The 17,915-nt window shown below is 45.1% G+C and carries 18 protein-coding genes and 1 rRNA gene; 15 read left to right on the forward strand and 4 right to left on the reverse strand.

Annotated elements, in window-relative coordinates:
• Both GJ688_RS06030 and GJ688_RS06035 read left to right on the forward strand, forming a co-directional pair.
• Window positions 1-181: ribosomal RNA gene (locus GJ688_RS06030) — 23S ribosomal RNA — on the forward strand; the annotation flags it as partial.
• Window positions 182-185: 4 nt separating this feature from the next.
• On the forward strand, window positions 186-326 hold the full coding sequence (locus GJ688_RS06035; RefSeq protein WP_155475656.1) for a hypothetical protein: 141 nt from the start codon (window positions 186-188) through the stop codon (window positions 324-326).
• Window positions 327-442: 116 nt separating this feature from the next.
• Here the strand turns inward: GJ688_RS06035 and uvsE are convergent, their stop codons facing one another.
• Window positions 443-1,375 (reverse strand): UV DNA damage repair endonuclease UvsE, encoded by a 933-nt coding sequence (gene uvsE / locus GJ688_RS06040; protein ID WP_155475657.1) that lies wholly within the window; start codon window positions 1,373-1,375, stop codon window positions 443-445.
• A 289-nt stretch (window positions 1,376-1,664) separates the two neighbouring features.
• On the opposite strand from uvsE, the gene GJ688_RS06045 reads away from it, so the two are divergent.
• From GJ688_RS06045 to GJ688_RS06055, 3 genes are all read left to right on the forward strand, one after another.
• Window positions 1,665-2,084, forward strand: coding sequence for a type II toxin-antitoxin system PemK/MazF family toxin (locus GJ688_RS06045; protein ID WP_155475658.1), 420 nt, complete (start codon window positions 1,665-1,667; stop codon window positions 2,082-2,084).
• Between the two features lie 200 nt (window positions 2,085-2,284).
• A complete protein-coding gene (locus tag GJ688_RS06050) occupies window positions 2,285-3,667 on the forward strand; it encodes a sensor domain-containing diguanylate cyclase (protein ID WP_155475659.1) in 1,383 nt (460 codons plus the stop codon).
• Between the two features lie 371 nt (window positions 3,668-4,038).
• Window positions 4,039-5,691, forward strand: a complete 1,653-nt coding sequence (locus tag GJ688_RS06055) for a YcdB/YcdC domain-containing protein (protein WP_155475660.1) — start codon at window positions 4,039-4,041, stop codon at window positions 5,689-5,691.
• A gap of 199 nt (window positions 5,692-5,890) precedes the next feature.
• Here GJ688_RS06055 and GJ688_RS21290 read toward each other — a convergent pair whose 3' ends face one another.
• Entirely contained in the window at window positions 5,891-6,727 is an 837-nt protein-coding gene (locus GJ688_RS21290) for a methyl-accepting chemotaxis protein (protein ID WP_155475661.1), read from the reverse strand.
• 581 nt (window positions 6,728-7,308) lie between these two features.
• On the opposite strand from GJ688_RS21290, the gene GJ688_RS06065 reads away from it, so the two are divergent.
• From GJ688_RS06065 to GJ688_RS06075, 3 genes are all read left to right on the forward strand, one after another.
• Window positions 7,309-7,596 (forward strand): SpoVG family protein, encoded by a 288-nt coding sequence (locus GJ688_RS06065; RefSeq protein WP_170291723.1) that lies wholly within the window; start codon window positions 7,309-7,311, stop codon window positions 7,594-7,596.
• Window positions 7,571-7,855 (forward strand): SpoVG family protein, encoded by a 285-nt coding sequence (locus GJ688_RS06070; RefSeq protein WP_155475663.1) that lies wholly within the window; start codon window positions 7,571-7,573, stop codon window positions 7,853-7,855. Before GJ688_RS06065 ends, GJ688_RS06070 begins: the two co-directional genes overlap by 26 nt.
• A 93-nt stretch (window positions 7,856-7,948) precedes the next feature.
• On the forward strand, window positions 7,949-9,475 hold the full coding sequence (locus GJ688_RS06075; RefSeq protein WP_170291724.1) for an aldo/keto reductase: 1,527 nt from the start codon (window positions 7,949-7,951) through the stop codon (window positions 9,473-9,475).
• A gap of 131 nt (window positions 9,476-9,606) precedes the next feature.
• Here GJ688_RS06075 and GJ688_RS06080 read toward each other — a convergent pair whose 3' ends face one another.
• Window positions 9,607-10,029, reverse strand: a complete 423-nt coding sequence (locus tag GJ688_RS06080) for a hypothetical protein (RefSeq protein WP_155475665.1) — start codon at window positions 10,027-10,029, stop codon at window positions 9,607-9,609.
• A gap of 322 nt (window positions 10,030-10,351) precedes the next feature.
• Here GJ688_RS06080 and GJ688_RS06085 point away from each other — a divergent pair, with 322 nt between their 5' ends.
• From GJ688_RS06085 to GJ688_RS06095, 3 genes are all read left to right on the forward strand, one after another.
• Window positions 10,352-11,134: a carbon-nitrogen family hydrolase gene (locus tag GJ688_RS06085; RefSeq protein WP_155475666.1), complete on the forward strand. Its 783-nt coding sequence runs from the start codon at window positions 10,352-10,354 to the stop codon at window positions 11,132-11,134.
• Window positions 11,135-11,224: 90 nt separating this feature from the next.
• Entirely contained in the window at window positions 11,225-12,181 is a 957-nt protein-coding gene (locus GJ688_RS06090) for a phosphodiester glycosidase family protein (RefSeq protein ID WP_328597328.1), read from the forward strand.
• Window positions 12,182-12,195: 14 nt separating this feature from the next.
• The gene (locus tag GJ688_RS06095; RefSeq protein ID WP_155475668.1) at window positions 12,196-13,359 is read left to right on the forward strand and encodes a hypothetical protein; all 1,164 of its coding nucleotides are present in this window, start codon (window positions 12,196-12,198) and stop codon (window positions 13,357-13,359) included.
• On the opposite strand, the gene GJ688_RS06100 is transcribed toward GJ688_RS06095, so the two are convergent.
• Complete coding sequence (locus tag GJ688_RS06100) at window positions 13,309-14,139, reverse strand: type III pantothenate kinase (RefSeq protein WP_155475669.1); 831 nt, start codon at window positions 14,137-14,139, stop codon at window positions 13,309-13,311. The genes GJ688_RS06095 and GJ688_RS06100 overlap by 51 nt on opposite strands.
• Before the next feature lie 162 nt (window positions 14,140-14,301).
• On the opposite strand from GJ688_RS06100, the gene GJ688_RS06105 reads away from it, so the two are divergent.
• The 4 genes from GJ688_RS06105 (at window position 14,302) to GJ688_RS06120 (ending at window position 17,913) form a co-directional block, all read left to right on the forward strand.
• A complete protein-coding gene (locus GJ688_RS06105; protein ID WP_155475670.1) occupies window positions 14,302-15,078 on the forward strand; it encodes an MBL fold metallo-hydrolase in 777 nt (258 codons plus the stop codon).
• A gap of 232 nt (window positions 15,079-15,310) precedes the next feature.
• Window positions 15,311-16,222 carry a copper amine oxidase N-terminal domain-containing protein gene (locus tag GJ688_RS06110; protein ID WP_155475671.1) on the forward strand — a complete coding sequence of 304 codons (912 nt, stop codon included), beginning with the start codon at window positions 15,311-15,313 and terminating at the stop codon, window positions 16,220-16,222.
• A 267-nt stretch (window positions 16,223-16,489) separates the two neighbouring features.
• Entirely contained in the window at window positions 16,490-17,635 is a 1,146-nt protein-coding gene (locus tag GJ688_RS06115; RefSeq protein ID WP_235910816.1) for an ABC transporter permease, read from the forward strand.
• A gap of 71 nt (window positions 17,636-17,706) precedes the next feature.
• On the forward strand, window positions 17,707-17,913 hold the full coding sequence (locus GJ688_RS06120) for a 4Fe-4S binding protein (RefSeq protein ID WP_155475672.1): 207 nt from the start codon (window positions 17,707-17,709) through the stop codon (window positions 17,911-17,913).
• Window positions 17,914-17,915: the final 2 nt, after the last annotated feature.

The raw sequence follows: 17,915 nt of genomic DNA on the forward strand, positions 1-17,915 counted from the left end.
GTAGCTATGTCGGGAGCGGATAAGCGCTGAAAGCATCTAAGCGCGAAACCGACCCAAAGATGAGACTTCCCACTACGGAAGTAGGTAAGACCCCAGGAAGATGACCTGGTCGATCGGCCCGAGATGTACACGCCGTGAGGCGTTCAGTCGACGGGTACGAATCGGTCGAGGACTTGACCTTAACCATGCGCAAATACTATGTTCCAGAAAAATTTATTTTGATGCAGCGGGACTGGGTGACCTCAGTCGTCGGCGGCTTGGCCGCTGGTAATGACGTGGGAACCGTCCGTAGCTGGAAGCAAAATAAATCTTTCGCCTCTGTGTAGTTTTGATGGAATACAAAAGCCTACTGTATGAAAAACATACGGTAGGCTTTTTTTGTTAACGTTTAAGACAATGTGCCCCCGACAATTGAAAGTCTACTTTTGGATATAAAAAGTGATTAGCTGCAAAGCTGTTTTAAAAGTTGGAGAACCGCCAGATCCTTAGCTTTTGATTCTACCATAATATCGCAAGCGGTTCCCTGCGAAAGTTCAAGGGCAGTCTGAAAATCTATCAGCGAAAGATAATCTGCATGGTTACGATCAGTTTCACCAGTTCTCCCGGTACTCACGTGGATTTTTGGTCTTTTGTCGCCCCATGTGCCCAGGGCTGTCTGAAAAGCTTCTGTCATTCCATTTTCCTTCCACTCCGAGGTGCCAGCCAGGTTATGGCATCGGTGGTGGTGGAGATCGAACACCACGGGTATACCTAGCGAATTGGCCACATCGAACGCATCTTGGGCATGAAAGGTCTTGTCGTCGTTTTCAATGCGAAGTAGTTTCTGTGCCAATGGAGAGAGGCGGGAAAAGTTCTGGACAAAGCGCTCCTTTGCCGACCTTTTATCTCCGTAAACTCCGCCAATATGCAAGATTATATCGGTGATGCCGCTGAGTTCACAGAGGAGCCCATGATACTCCAATTCTGCCAACGCAGCCATTACGACCGTCTCGTTGGGGGAGTTAAGAACAGTATATTGCCCGGGATGGACGCTAAGTCGAATCTGATGTTTTTGGGATAGCCGTCGCAACTCCTGCAGTTCTCTCAATATCGCCAGATCTTGATGCCACTCTGTTGACCAAGGAAGGTCAATACAACCAGCTAGAGGGATAGTGTCACTAGAGATGCGCAGGAGGCCAATGCCCATCTCCTCATGCCAGGGCAACAAACGCTGGTACCCTCGAATATTACCCAAGGAAACGGCTTTCGCTGCAGCGAAGGCTTCCTTTTCATCGGATTGAAGCAGTGACAGGTACTTTGTTTTTGTAAGCTTACGTTGTTTTACTGGGAGGGTTAAGTTCACACAAGCGTAACCAATTCGTGTATTATTAAGCATTAAAGCGCTCCTGTTTAAAATAATCAAAAAATCATTGAAAGCTGCCGAAATAATAGAACGAACCGACCTTATTCTCTGTGATGAATTATATCAACTATAAAGGCGCCTTGCAAAAAGAGATCGCTTACACAAAAACGACAGCCCTTATAAGCCGTTTTGTCGCGGATACAGCAGCAACAAACAATGGAGATGGTGCTGTAATGAATAAAGCAATACGCTATTTGGCAAGATTAATACAGAGGACCAGAAAATATATAGAAAAGAATCTTAAAAGAAAAGTAAATTTATCATGGAAAAGAAACAATTTGATCGATATGACGTATGTTATGTGAATTTTCCCCAGGATTCTAGTACATCGGTCACAATCTTTGGCGTACATAGAGCTGTGATATTATCTGGTGGAAAATATTTATATAGCGTTGTACCTGTTACCTCGTTATTCGATAAGACAAACAAACGAAAACAGTTACTGGATTTCGATATTGTGTTGTTAAAAGAACAGTACCAAGATATTACCGTAGTAAAGGATAGCATAATTCGCCTTAGCCAAATAAAGACTGTCGATAAGGAGTTTATCATCGGTAAAGTTGGTCGGTTAAAAGAGGAAGACCAGATTGGAGTGGAATTGAATTTAGTAGAAATGTTTGGATTAAGCGGTGTGCTGAACGCATTAATTGATCTGAATTGGAAATTTGAAAGGGTATCGTAGAAAAGGGTTTTGTTTCTGGAATCGTTTCGTAGAAGAAAAGATTTTTATTCACACGGGAAAAAGCGGAAGAAATTTGATTATGTGAGGGAAAAGAGGTAATTCGATTTAATGTTGCAAATTAGGACTATATCAATAAATAAACTATGTTAAAATGGTATTAATCACTTGACTAGTTTAGGATTAGTTTGGGGGTCCGGTAAATGGACTATTCGCTTTTATCTAAAGACGAATTAGTTATACGACTTAAAAGAACCAAAGCGGAGCTAAGCCGATCCAAAGCTCTAATAGATATTTATTGTCATATCATTGATAGACTAAATTGTGGCATTGTTGTCCATGATTTAGATTCAACGATAAGGTTTTGCAACCCTGCAGCCTCTGATATGCTTGGATTAACAAAAGAAGACATCCGTTCTAAAAGAGTATCCGAACTAAGCTGGGAGTTTATCACAACAGATGGAAAAACAATGAATATAGCTGACTACCCGGTCAGCATCGTATTAGAGCAGAAAAGAGCCATTGAAAATATAGTTGTCGGATTATGTTGTAAAAGTAAGAATAATCCAAAATGGCTATTGATAAATGCCTTTCCGATTCTCCATAACCATGACCTGATTCATGTTATGGTGACCTTCGTAGATATAACCGAGTACCGGCGTTTATTGGAGGAAATACGTGAAACTGAAAGCAAGCTTAGCAAAATAATCAATTCGACACCTGTTGGTATCTGCATTACCAACGAACATGGGGTCTATGAAGAAGTAAACCCAGCTTACTGTTTGATTTATGGTTATAACAAAGAAGAATTGATAGGGAGAAGCGTTACCATTGTTTGCCCAGAGGATATTCGTGAAACGGTTATATTAGCACATGATGATATCATATCGAGTAAAAGTGAACTAGCAAGCGAATGGGAAGTGGTAAGAAAAGGCGGAAGGGTAATTTCCATTTACTCCCACACTACTTCAATTTGTGGCACAGACGGGAGACCCAAAAATGTAACTTTTGTAATTGACATAACCGCTAGAAAGAAATTCGAAGAAGAACTAAAGCTAAAAAACCGTTTATTACAAAAGCAAGCCATTACGGATAGTCTTACCGGATTTTTAAATCATGGGGCCATATTTAATGCCCTTGAAGTAGAGAGCCTTCGAGCTCTGGATAGTCAAAAAAGCCTTTGTATATTGATGTTAAATATCGATAACTTAATGAAGATCAACGATGAATACGGTCATATTGCTGGCGACAGTATCTTAATGAGCGTTTCACAAGTTCTCAATTCAGTAGTACGGAAAGATGACCTCATCGGTCGATATGATGGAAAACAGTTTTTAATCATTTTTCCGAACACCAGCTTAGAGGAAGCTGTATTCTTTTCGGAAAGGATACAGTTAAAAGTCCAGGAATTGGATATCGAATATGATATTGGCGTTTCAGTTAGTGGAGGACTAGTTCAACTGACTGACGAATCATCCTTAGAACTGGTTAGAAAAGCAGAAGATTTGTTACATAAGGCTAAAAAAGCAGGAAATAGTCAAATCCTCTGTTTGACAGAAAACGTTTACAAGTCGGTGTCATTATAAACGGATTAAAGCAGTTCGGTCTAAAAGGCCGAATTGCTATTTTTTTAACGAGATATTAAATGTTCTCTACAAATTCAAAGGATCGACACATTACATCTTTAAGATAAATCATGGGTGATGGCAAGCCGTTTATCCAAGAAAATATGGATACCTTTTTGGAGCACTAAGGCAGTCCTTGGTTCGGTTGAGTGGAAATTCAGGGAATATAGGGTTTAAATTACGTTAATTTACAATAAACAAGGAATTTTAAAAAAACCCGCGAAGTATTATGCGTATTACTTATGGCTTTATCCGCAAGTCGGGACGTTATTCCGCGTTTCACTGTTAAATTTTTCCTAGATTGTAGTTAAACATAATAAGGAGTTGGTTTAGTGAAAATCCCAGGAAGCCTGAAAATCGCATCCTTAGTATTAGCCGCAAATCTTTGTTTTGTTCCAATTTGTCTAGCCAATGACGGAGTCAATACTCCACCGAAAAGTCAAGAAGCGGTGGAGCTTAAAAACTATAGAGTATCCCAAGAAATTGAATCCAAAGCTGAAAAAGTGATTAGTGAAGTACGAAAATTCATTCCGGAGATGAAACAGCTAAATCTGTCTTATAAAGGTGTCATCGCCTTACCCGAGGACTACAGTACACATCAAGAAAGTACAATCCTTGCCTACGTGTTTACGAACAGAAAATCGGCAACTTTTTCTGAAATAAATGAGTTAGGAACGGAACTCGGTATCGGTTTGACATTCGATGTAAACACAGGTTCTTTGATTAACATTCGTGTTCTGAATCCTGGTTGGACCTCGAATAAGGTTCCCTCTGAAAAAGTGGCAAAGAATATAGCCTCCGATTTCCTAAAAGTCATAATGGGAGACTGGACAAAAGATTATCGCATGAACAATGAAGTCAGCTACATGGATAATACAATTTCCATATCTTTTAACGCGCTTTACAAAGGTATTCCCGTTCAAAGATGCGGAATACAAATAAGTATGGACGCAGAAGGTCATATCTACGATTACACAAATTCAGCTATGCCAGTCACTGCTGTTTTCCCGGAACCATCCAAAGCAATTTCGCTAAAACAGGCCGAAGACATACACAAAAAAATACAATCGATGAGACTTGTTTACGATACAATTATTTCTTACCGTCCTAATGAGTCTCCAACGAAGTCGAAACCACAACTACTATATGTGCCTCAATATTACGGAGCAATTGATGCCTTAAGTGGATTACCATTTAATCTTGACGGGACGGAGCCTATTGAAAATCCGAATGTTACGATAATAGACGAAGGTACTCCAATAATTGTAAAAAATGAAGAAGATGCTGCACAGCTACTGGGAAAATGGGGGATAGATTTATCGGGTCTAGAAATAAGAAAGCCATCTATAAGTCGTCAGCAAAATAACCAAGAAATTATAAGTTACACTGGGGTACCTGTAGCCCAAAGTGAAGTCACTTCGGGACGTTGGGTACATCTTGATGTAATATCGAGTACAGGGCAGGTAGTCGGATTCGGTATTCAGAATGACGAACAACGGAATCGCCCCTTTGTAATTGCCGAGGAAGAAGCAAGAAAAAAGGCGCTACAATTTTTTACTGATTTGAAACCAGAAATAGGCGAGTTTCAAGTAACGGGATTCATTGATTCTCAACAACCCGATTGGGTGGATAACAAAAAACTTGATCCTATGATGGAACCAAAATACCGTTACGATTTCACGGTATTAAAAGATGGGATACCCCTTCTCTTCCATTCCTATTTCGTTGAAATAGATGGAATCACCGGTAATGTTAGCGGCTTTTCTAATCCGGATTCGTCACCTACAGCATTACCTAACCTAACCGGAATTATTACGCCAGAAAAAGCGAAGGCGGAATTCATCAAACATACTTCACTTAATTTAACGTATTTCTGGCCCCGATACTATAATTTATTTGCACCGAATCCAAAACTAGTATACATGCAGGAAAGAACAGAAGGCCTAATTGGGATAGATGCAAAAACCGGAGAGCCTGTCAAATAAACATAAGAAAGAACAGCCTAGGACTTTACATCCTGGGCTGTTTTTTTATATGAGACTCTTTACCGAGGGCTATCCCAGGTAGAAATGTAATTTAATTATCTTCACGATATACTCTAACGGTCGAGCTAAGACTAGCTTTTTGTTGTATCGGTTATTTCTTTTTCGACATAGCCTACGTTTTGGGGCGTTTGAATTTTTTTCAATCGACAAGCTTCTTTGTTGCTTCGGCTATTTTATCGGTGCTTTCCTGAATAGTACAAATCGTAGCTGATAATTCTTCGATCGAAGCAGTTTGTTTATGTGTAAAGTCTCCAAGCTCCTCTAATCGGGTAGCTACCTCTTGTAATGAGCTAATCATCTTTGTCAACCCAGTGGACATTTCTGACACGCTAGTATTTGTATTGTGGGCGAGTTTCCGTACTTCTTCTGCAACTACGGAAAAGCCTTTTCCTGCGTCACCAGCTCTGGCAGCCTCGATCGCGGCGTTAAGAGCGAGTAAATTTGTTTGGTCTGAAATTTTTTTTATTAACGAGATTACGTCACGTACTGTCCCTAAATCATTTTTTATTTTTACGGTTTGATCTACCATTTCACTCATGGCCTCGTTAAATTTAACTGCACCAGAAGCGATAAGGTCGCTTGAGTATGTTGTATGTATTAAAGCTGAATATAACTTTTCAGTGTTTTCTTTTAGTTCTTCGTAGGCAACAATGGGAGCGGTCATCCCGATAGCTCCGACTACGGTATTATTCTGGTCAAATAGGGGCAATCCAATCGAAGTATAAGGAACACCGAATGGAGACTGCTCCTTAGAAAAGGATTTCTTAACCCTTGATTTTTTTATAATTGCCTCTCTTAATACTGTTGTATCGGGGAAATTTTGACCAGGCTGAATACTCATTTTTATGGAACCTTCAAATTTTCCCACGATAGCTTCCAAATCAGAAACTAAAATAGATGTAGAAGAGTTAAACATCTTGAATATTATTTCAGCGGATTTAATCGCATCTTGTAAGGCACAAGACAACTCCGACATTTCTCTTCAACCTCCAAATAGGACGATCTACTATTTGCTTATCCTGAGGTAAAATAAAAACCAATAAACACCATGATAAATTATACCATGATTCTGCGGAGAAGCGAACAAATTGAGTTATATCCAAACTTTTTTTCGTAACCCTGTGCTTAACTGAGTACAAGAGATAAGTTGCAATCGGGGGAGAATAACTGACGTCGCTTGGCGTTGCGTATTTATTCTTTGGAACAAATTGACTTAAATTATGTTATAATAAAAAATAAGAAAAATGTAAAAATATGCATAAATTCATTGAGCAGGTGTATCTTTAAGTGGACATGAACCTTGTCTGCTACAGCATAGCGGAACGACATAATGCCAGAATCGAAGTTGAGACAAGCTCTGAAGGGACAACGTTCTATGTGAAATTTCCAATAAAAATCGATACAAGGAATACACAGTGAACGAATGCAGCCTGAGAACCTTTATATGAAAATACGCTGTATAATCTTTGTTTAATAAGTAAATTTAATTAACTGTTGACACATTATTGCAATTGTAATTACAATGATTTACGTAGGATGATACCGGGGGGCTGGTCGATGAATATAACCGATATTCAAATTACGCAGATGCAGTTAGATCGAATTCGGGCTATCGTATCGATCACATTAGATGATGCGTTAGTGATAAACGGGATCAGGATTATCGAGGGTTCGAAGGGACTGGATGTAGAGATGCCCCGCCGTAAGCCCTCGGGAGATGGAATACGTTATGTCGCCCATCCCATAACGAATAAAGCATGGGACGAATTGACAAAGAGTATTATCCATGAGTTTGAAAAGACTTCAAGAGGTGAGTTCTTTGAAGGTCACAGATGTAACGATTAGAAAATCTTTTGAGGACAGCGACCTAGAAGCCATAGTTTCCGTTACCTTTAACGATTATTTTGTTGTCCACGATATAAAAATAATAAAAGAACAAAACAATTATTATATTGAAATGCCGAAGCATAAGAGAGCCGATGGACAGTTAGTGAATATTGCCTCGCCGACCAATCCAACGGTAATGCAAGAGATTACAAAGGCAATAATCCGGGCATACCAAGAAAATGCTGTAAGCGAAGATAGCATGGCGAAACAAGATTAACAGGAAAATGAAAAGGGGTTAACACAGTCGGTGTGGTAAAATAAGGACGTAGAAATGATCGAAGTCCTGAACCGTCTGAAGAGAGGAATACCTATGCAAAAAGGAGCGGCAACTTCGGAAGGCACAAGTCGGTACGCCCACCGCCATCCATCCCTTACATACCGGACGCTGGGAGCGACGGGGCTATTGGTCAGTGAGGCCGGTGTTGGTGCCTATCGCATCGACAATTCTGATGAAGAACATAAAAAGGCGCTCTATAAAGCCCTGCTATCAGGAATAAATCTGATTGACACGAGCAGTAACTACGGTGATGGTTGTTCGGAGGAGCTCATTGGTGAAGTGTTGAACCGTTTAGAGCAGGAAAATCGCTTGCACCGCGATGAAGTCCTCATTGTCACCAAGGCGGGCTACTTGCAGGGGAAGAATTTACGCCTTAGCCGGCAACGAGAAGCTCAAGGCCGCTCTTTTGCCGAATTAGTTCCCTTTGATCCCGATTTAGCCCATTGTATCCATCCCGAATTTCTCGAGGAACAATTGACAGGCAGCTTGAACCGGCTTCAGGTCTCAACGGTCGATCTGTTCTTGTTGCACAACCCCGAGTATTACTTAAAATGGGCAAGGCATGAGGGAATTCCTTTTGGTGAGGCCCGCCGGGAATATCTGCGGCGAATCAAGACCGCTTTTCGGTACCTAGAGGATGAATTCAAGCGAGGCCGCATCGGAGCTTACGGAATTAGTTCCAATTCCTTTCCGCTGCCGGCGTCCGATTATGAACATACGCCTTTAGAGGAGATATGGCATAGCGCTTGCGCGATTTCCTTGGACCATCATTTTCGGGTCATTCAATTTCCCCTCAACTTGATTGAGCGGGGCGGTGTAACTGAGAAAAACCAGTCCGGAAGGAGCAGCGTTCTTTGCTTCGCTCGAGAAAAGGGACTAGCTGTGCTAACGAATCGACCTCTCAACGCTTTTATCGGCAACCAACTGCTGCGTTTAGCTGAAGTGGATATAGAAGAGGAAAAAACCGCCGATGACGTGAAACGCTGTCTGGCTCACTTGGGTCGTCTGGAGGAGTATTTGGCTCTTCAGATATTATCGGTGCATAAAATGGCCATTGGGAAAGCCAACGATATTCAAGCCAAACTGTCCGCCAGTGAAATGCTGGATGAACAATGGCTTCGATTTACGAATCCTATCCAATGGGAAGAGGCACAAGTGCGCTATATCGTCCCGACGATCCAAGACGGCATGGATCTGCTTTTAACCCATAAGTGGCACCGCCGCCCGCCGGAAATTGTGGATTGGGCCAATGAATATGCCGAAGCGCTAAACCAGGCTTTTGAGACGATTACCGCTGTCCTTCAAGCGAGGACAGCTGAAAAAACGACGAAGATCAAAAAGCGCCTGGAAGCGGTGGAGCCTGATTGGACTGGAACAGATACCATCAGCCAGGCTGCCTTGCGGGTTCTTCGGTCTACGGAAGGCGTCACAACGGTGCTCGTAGGTATGCGAAGACGGGAGTATGTCGATGATGTGCTTACAGAACTGAACCGTCCCATAACCGTAAAGGACCGGGGAGCCTCTTGGAAACATCTTGACTCATTATCGGAACTGGCCTAATGCGGTTTCGGGCAGAAATAAAGCAAGGATCCATGGTAAAAACATCTCCATGGATTCTTGCTTCTTTTTAAAGGACCTATCACATAGTAGAGCTAACGCTCGCTAACCGAGTGCTGTTTTTGTTCTATCTGTCAGACAATCTCCATGGTCTGCGCAAAGACCTTGGGCAGACACTGGCATTCTCTATGGAGAGGAGGCAGGGATTCAATTATGTATAGTAGCTTTTGGCAGTCTGGCTTTTTGAGATTCAGTGCGTTGCCGGTTTCATTGAAGTGGTGGCCTACAGCGTCTACGGCCGGCCTGGGGAAACGAGTCGAGAAGAAAAAGTGTTCATTGTATATCCAAGTTCCCAGTTCCATCGTAAAGGCATGATCGGAAGAGGATTCGATATGAAAGGTGACATGGGCGAGGTAGCCGTTTGGGAAGCGAAGAAAGACGGCCTCATAGCAGGGATAGACGTGGTTTTGCTCGATATAGCCATAATACCTTTCCGGCAACATGTCCCGAAGAACAGAAGGTTTCTCGCGGCATAAGCGCTTCCAAAACTCGACCATGCATATCCCTCCTTGTGAGAATGTTCATATTTAGTGTACCTTTTGATGAAGGAAAATACAATAAGTGATAGTCCTCAAATACACATTTTTTTGAGAACTTCAGAGTTGGGGAACTATTATAAATGTTATTACCTTAGTTTTTGTTTTCCCCATCAACGATCAAATTTGATATGGAGGGCGCCGTGGTATAATGGGGGAAATGTCCTCGATAAGAGCAGACGATATGACAGGAAAGACCAATTCGCAGTAGATAAGCAACCAAAACTGGAAAATTTTGTTGATAAGTCTGTGGGTATTGTGGATAAGTAGCGAGGGGGATGGCATGAAAGTCGGACTATTGCAGTTTAATGTCTTGGCCGGAAACCGAAAGTCGAATGAAGAGACCGTATCTCGTTATATGGTGGAAGCGATAGAACATAAACCGGATGTTTTATTGTTACCGGAGATGTGGACCGGTGGCTACGATCTGCCGAATCTGGCTGCTTTCGCCGATGACACTCAGGGAGAACCGACGGGGGCTTTCTTGCGCCACTGGGCCCAACAGGTGGGTGCCACCATCGTCGGCGGTTCGACACCAGTTGCCAGTGGGGAGCGTTTTACTAACGCTATGTTTGCCTATAACGCCATGGGCGAACGCTTGTTGAGCTACGAGAAAGTACATCTCTTCGGGCTGATGGGGGAAGATCGCTACATGGCTGCCGGGCAGCAGGCAGGGAACTTTCAGATCGACAGTGTCCCCTGTGCTGCCATCATCTGCTATGATCTACGCTTTCCTGAATGGATTCGCAAGACGGTCCTCCATGGATGCCACATCCTTTTTGTACCGGCCCAGTGGCCCATGTCTCGTCTCGATCATTGGCGCATCCTCCTGCAAGCCCGGGCCATTGAAAACCAGTGCTACGTCATCGCATGCAACCGGACGGGCAGGGACGAAAAAGGCGTCCTTTTTGCCGGTCACTCCATGGTCGTCGATCCCTGGGGCAAAGTCCTAGCCGATGCTGGTGAACCGGAAGGCTGGCTTTGGGTAGAGATCGATCTGGCTCAAGTGGAAAAAGTGCGGAACAAAATCCCCGTTTTTAGGGACAGAAGACCGAATTTATACTAAAATTTCCGTTGCCCGTCCTGCTTGCGCACCGTATAATCTAAAATGGATGGATCATGCGTAGAATTAGCGGGGGGGACCTCATTGAAGTTTGTGAAGATGCTTGCCCTCTTTATCGGAGTCAATCTGATGGTGGGTATTTTTTTTGGACCGTTGATGATTTTTTACGGCCCCATTCCTTCATTGCGGCAGATGGCCCTGGGCTCACTGATGGTATCGCGCCATGACTTTATCGCCCAGTGGTTTCTATCGCCCGAGAAAATCCAGGAGATACTCGGTCAACCATTGGAGGATCTTCGTTCTAACCCCAATATGGGGGTTCAATTGGCTTTTGCCAACGGCAAGGGGTCTGACCGGATCGATGTTGAGGACATCCAGGGCAAACGTTTCACGGGCAAGGTCATGATCATCCACGATCCGAAACGGGTGAAGGTGGCCCTTTCCTCGAAGATGGGAGAAGCCGGGGAGACGGTGCCTGAAATCGCCACTCATGAAGGGGCGGTAGCCGCGATCAACGGCGGTGGCTTTATCGATCCCAACGGTCAAGGCAACGGTGCCTATCCGGACGGTGTTACCGTCAGCAAGGGGCAGTTTATTTCCGTCATCCAAGAAGATCAAAAGGAAAACATCGTAGGCCTAACGAAAAAAGGCATTCTTATCGTGGGACGCTATTCGGCCCGGGAACTGCGCAACATGGACGTGTCTGACGTGGTAACCTTCGGACCGGCACTAGTCATCAATAGCAAACCGACGATCACCCAAGGGGACGGGGGCTACGGGATTGCTCCTCGTACCGCTATCGGACAAAAAGCGGACGGCTCGATCATCTTCATGACGATCGACGGGCGGCAAGTCGGTTCTATCGGCGCCACATTACGGGAAGTACAGGATCTGATGATTCAGTACGGCGCGGTTACAGCAGGCAACTTAGACGGTGGGGCGTCGACGACAATGGTCTATAACGGCAAGGTCATCAACCAGCCATCGAGTGTCTTTGGGATTCGCTACATTCCCACGGCCTTTGTGGTCATGCCCAGTAAACGGATCTAGGGAGGAACGTGGGGATGAAAAAAACCATCGGCGTTATGGCCTTGTCAGCCCTTTTGCTTCAAGGCGGTATTCTTTTTGGTCTTGAATACTGGACTGCTTCCGCCTATAACACGACCGATCATGCCTCGACACCAGCGAAAAGCCAATGGCGTAAGCTCCACATCGATACGTCTTTGAATGATGCGAAGCAGGTTAGCCTGTCCTACCAAGGGGAATATGTCGCTTGGAATTCGGAAGACAGCTTTACCGTCTGGGATATTCATCAGGAAAGACCTATATACCAAGAAAAGATGCCTCCAGGGCAAAAAATTGACTATATTCAATGGCTGACTGATCGAAATCGCCTCTTGCTGGTGACGGAACAATCGGCGGCTCCTGTAAACCTTCCTGCGGCAACACAGTCAAAGGGCAAGTCGGCCAATCAAGTTTTGGCTGACGCGATGGATACGGTGGATAAACGACCCCTCCCAAAAGCTCCTTCGGTGAAACAGTTGGAAATCTCCTTTCTGAACTGTGACGGCACTCAGCGCATGATCTCCACACGCATCCGTGGACTGACCATGGGCGAAGAGGTCAAAGAAGCTACCGTATCGAGTCAGTCCAATTTGCTCTACCTTACGCTGGGAAACGATCGAATGACCACAGGGCTTTATCGGGTCGATATTCAACATGACGCCATGAAAGTCAACCAGCGGCAGTATACTAACATCGAGCGGTTGACCGTAAACCCGGCGCTGGGTCATATTTTCGCCGAGTTTTGGAATGAAACGACGAATAAACCCTTGGTGCAGGGAATCAAAGGCATGCAGTTGATCAACCCGGCCCAACAGCCCTTAAACTATTTGCTGGTTGGTGTTGACCGCAAAAATAACCTCTACCTTGGCGAAGGCAACGGTCATCAGGTAGAAAACATTTGGCTTTGGAACGGCAAAAAACTGGACAAAGAACGGCAATTGCCCGAAACAGTACACCGTGACAGGATTGTCATCGGGCCCGACGGGCAATTGGCTATCATCGATGAGCCTGCTTCGGTGCTAAAAGTCTACCCGAACGGTTCTGACTCACCTTCGACCTATTCTTTTGATGCCGGTGCCAAACTGATTCACAGCGACAACCACTTCGTGGGCTTACTCAAGACCGGCGCCAATGGCGGGGACTTGTGGTTGCTTAGCTTTTAAGGCATTGGGCCGGTTGCGCTCGTACAAAATCCGCAAACCTTCTAAAGTGAGAGCGGGATGAATATGATCGACATGGGCGCAGCCGCGGCCGATTAATTCGCCGAAGCCGCCTGTAGCAACGACTTGAACTGGGGGATCTGTATCCCCCAGTTCTTCTTTAAATCGGCAGACCAGTCCGTCGACCATTCCCACATACCCATAATAGATGCCCGACTGCATCCCTTCGACGGTGTTTTTCCCGATGGCTTGATGCGGTTGGGCGATTTCAACCCGGGGGAGCTTGGCTGCTTGAGCCACCAGCGCTTCCACCGATATACCGATGCCTGGGCAGATGACACCGCCGAGAAAATCGCCCTTTCCGTTGACGGCGCAAACTGTCGTCGCCGTCCCTAGGTCCACGATAATCACGGGACCCCCGTAGATGTGATAGGCACCGACCGCGTTGACGATGCGGTCTGGTCCCAGGCCACGAGGATCGTCGATCTTGATATTTAATCCAGTTTTGATACCAGGCTGAACAAGCAAAGGATGGATGCCCCAATACTTTCGGAACATATTGACGAGGATCGGGTTGACTGGGGGCACGACAGAGGAAATGGCCACATGAGAAATGGAGTTAGGCGAGATTTCTCTCGCTTCCATCGCTTCGACCATAAGGATGCGGTATTCATCGACTGTTTTGCGGCGGTCTGTCGTCAGGCGCCATGTATCTGTCCGGTCATCACCGTTATAGATGGCGGCCACGATGTTCGTATTTCCAATATCTAAAACAAGCAGCAATGAAAAGTCCTCCTAGTGAAAATCTCGATCATGGATTTGTCCAAGAACTAGTCTACAGGGATTTTTTTTTTATGGCAATGCTTCTGTACCAGGGCAGGATTCTGCAGAAGTTTTCACGAAAATGGGAAAACTACCGTTACTGAGTGAAAGGAGTCTCAAAACATGTTTCGGATCACCTTTTTCGGTACGGGCAACGGGTTAAGTTATCCTAATCGGGAAAACACCTTTTTTCTAGTGCAACATTTACCTGGCGGGACGAGTTATCTGATCGACTGTGGCGGGTCTCCTTGGGCAAAACTTGTCAAAACAGGGGTGCGCCCAGAAGAACTAGGTGCCCTCTTGATCACCCATGCTCACCCCGACCACATCTACGGGTTACCTGCCTTGATTCAAAGCCTCTGGTTGGCTGGCAGAACGAAACCGCTGCCCATCTACTGCCCAGCCGGCGCGAAAAAAACGGTCGTTGGTTTGCTCGAACTTTTTGATCTTCCGCAAAAGCCCAACATGTTTGACATTCAAATCACTGAACAGCCACTGGACGGGGAGGTGCAAGCCTTTACGCAAGGATCGCTGACGGTAAAAACTTTTCCCGCCCTACACGGTATCCCTACCATGGGGACCGCCTTTTATGAGGCTACAAACAAGGGGCAAGTAAAGGTCATCTATTCAGCAGACACTGTCTACAATCCCCTTTTGGAAAGCCTTGCGAAAGACGCCACTTGCCTCATTCATGAATGCAACGGCGCCGACCAGGCGCAAGGGAAGCATTCTTCCCTTCATGATGTGATCCGTTTGAAGGAACAAGCCCAACCCCATCAGGTGGTGCTTGTTCACCTGACCGAGGGGGAGAACTACGAGCAACTGATGAGACAATATGAACTCAAGCAACCTTACTTTATGCTGGCCGAAGACGGCATGAGTCTCCGCGTTTCTCTATAAACTTTTGTTTCCCGGGAATGACCGCTTTTGCTATACTACGTTGGAATTAAGAAAAGATGAATTAATAGGTACATTCAATTGTAACGACGCTGAGTATGACCGGATCTTTAAAAAATCCGGTTTTTTTACGGACCAAATGGAATTTAATGGAATAATATCCCTTATAAATGTGTATTAATAGAAAGGGAATTGGTAGCGTTGAGATTTTGAGTATGTCTTTTGGAGGCTTCACATGAGAAGAGCGATTGCAAGATATACTTTGGGAGTAGCTGCTATGGCGTTGTTATGTACAATAGCCCTTTCTTCCAGTGAGGCCCGGAATGCCACATTTCTAGATAAAAAGACCTCGATTTATGAGCCGATTATCATCTTGAATGGACTGCCGATGATCTTTGAGCCTGCCGTTCAACTGGAACGAGGATATATCCTCGCGCCGCTGCGACCCTTGGCTGAGGCCTTAGGCGCCGAAGTGACTTATGAAAAGGAAAAACGCAGAGCCATCGTTCGCCGGGAGAACCTATGCCTGGAAGTTCAAGCGAACTCGCCTGAAGAAAAATGGCGGCCCCGGGAGAAAGGGTTGCGTGTCTCTGGGACTATCGTCGATGATCGTATGCTTGTTCCTGTACAATGGTTGGCGAGCCACCTGGCAGATGGTTGGCTCTACGATGAGAAGAACCAAAGGGCTCTCTTGCGGGGCGGAACCCCTTGGCGTGATGAGGATTATATCGCCTTTGCACGCTGGGCCGAGATTCTTCGCCTAAGGGTGAAAGCGTCCGAGGAGCGGGCATCCTTATCCCAACGGGGCCTAGAACCATCGCCGCCGATAAAAAAGGAAAAAGACCTGGAACGTTTTCTCGGTGCCTATTGGTCTTCAGAAGAGATCAAAAAAATGTGGGAAAATAGCCATGAAGCACCTTCAATGGTGTCAGACGAGAAGACGGAGCCCGAGTTCGATCCCACAAATGTACTGCGTTGGCGGGTAATCAGCCGCTCTCCCGAAGAAGTGCAGGTAGAGACGGTTTTCCCGCTGCAAGGGGGATTTGTGTCGAGGGAACAAAAAGTGCTCTACATCATACAGCCTGACGAAAAGGGTGCCTTCAAGATCAAAGAGCGCCAAATGAGCGGAACTGTCGATTCGGTATAATGCTGTCCCTAAATAGAGTTGAACATCAAAATTAAAAGAGGAAAAGAAGCGTCCGCCGAAAGTGTAGCCGGGACGCTTCTTTTCTTTTTTAAAGGCATCTTAATGAACGATTATCCGAAATCCAAAGTAATCACCAAGTCCACAAACTATCACTAAATTCACAATGAAATAGGCAAGATACCTATAGAACATTAAGGTTAAAAACCACTTATTATTTCAATCACCCGAAGCCTTTGATTAATAGGAAGGGAAGGGGAACATCTAGATTTGGAACGAAAAGTTTTTGCTTGGACCCCTTTTTGGTCAATCCTGCGCAAGGAATTTGTCCATCTTCGACGGGACCGGATGAGTTTAGCCATGGCAGTAGGTATCCCCTTGTTGATGCTTTTCCTTTTCGGCTACGGTATCAACACGGACATTCGCCATCTCCCGACGATTGTTTGGGATCAATCTTTCAGCGAAGAGAGCCAAAATGTGATACAATGTTTTATAAACTCTACTTATTTCTCTATACAAGGTCAAGCCCAAAGCTACGATGACATACGGAAAGCTTTGGCAACAGGTCGAAGCCGCGTAGCTATCGTCATCCCGCCTGATTATTCCCTGAGACTGCAGAATGGACAAAGAGCGGCTGTTGAGGTTCTCATTGACGGGTCAGAACCACAGTCGACACAGCAAGCCATGCATGTGGCCCAAGGGGTGATACACTCCCGGGGAGCTTCGCTGTTTGGCCGGAAGTTGGGGAAAGAAGTCGCTCTCGATGAAGTTTTACCCTTGGAAGCCGAGGTAGGTGTTTGGTATAATCCGGAATTGAAAACTCATCTTTTTACCATCCCTGCACTGATCGGACTTATTATGCAAAATGTGACCATGACGTTGACCGCTTTTGCCCTCGTCAGAGAAAAAGAACGAGGAACGATGGAACAGCTGATTTGCACCCCGATACGCCCGGCTGAACTGATTCTGGGCAAGCTCATCCCTTACGTGGTCGTTGGAATGGTCACCTTTGCTCTCGTACTTGCCGCCGGTACCTATTGGTTTGCTGTCCCTGTCCGGGGAAGCCTTTCCTTGCTTGTTTCCCTGGCCTTTCTATTTATTCTTACTTCTTTGAGCATCGGAATGCTCATGTCTACCTTCAGTGAAAATCAATTACAGGCGATGCAGATGGCCTTTGCCTTTATCCTTCCCAGTATACTGCTGTCCGGTTTTGTTTTTCCGAGGGAGACCATGCCACCATTTATCCGAATTTTGGGAAACTTTATTCCCTTAACCGATTTTTTGGTTATCTTACGAGGGATTTTCTTAAAAGAAGTTGGCTTCGATTATCTCTACGGAGAAGTGCTGACCTTGACAGGGTTCACAGCACTGCTCTTTACCTTAGCCCTTTTGCGATTTCGAAAACGGGTGAGCTAGGATAGTTCTTTTCAAAAACAAGCAATCCTCATGTCGATAAACTATAGCAGAATTGGGAGGTGTACTCACTGATGGCAAGAGCAATATTTCAGGAAGACCGCTGTAAAGGCTGTGGCCTATGTACGGCGGCCTGTCCGACGGGAATTGTCGTCCTCGATGCATCGCGGTTGAATTCGAAAGGATTCCAACCGGCTATCGTTACGGACAAGGAAAAATGCAATGGCTGTGCCTTATGCGCCCGTATGTGTCCCGATCTGGTGATCCAAGTCGAGAGATAATC

Source organism: Heliobacterium mobile, from assembly GCF_009720735.1.
Lineage (GTDB): Bacteria > Bacillota > Desulfitobacteriia > Heliobacteriales > Heliobacteriaceae > Heliobacterium > Heliobacterium mobile.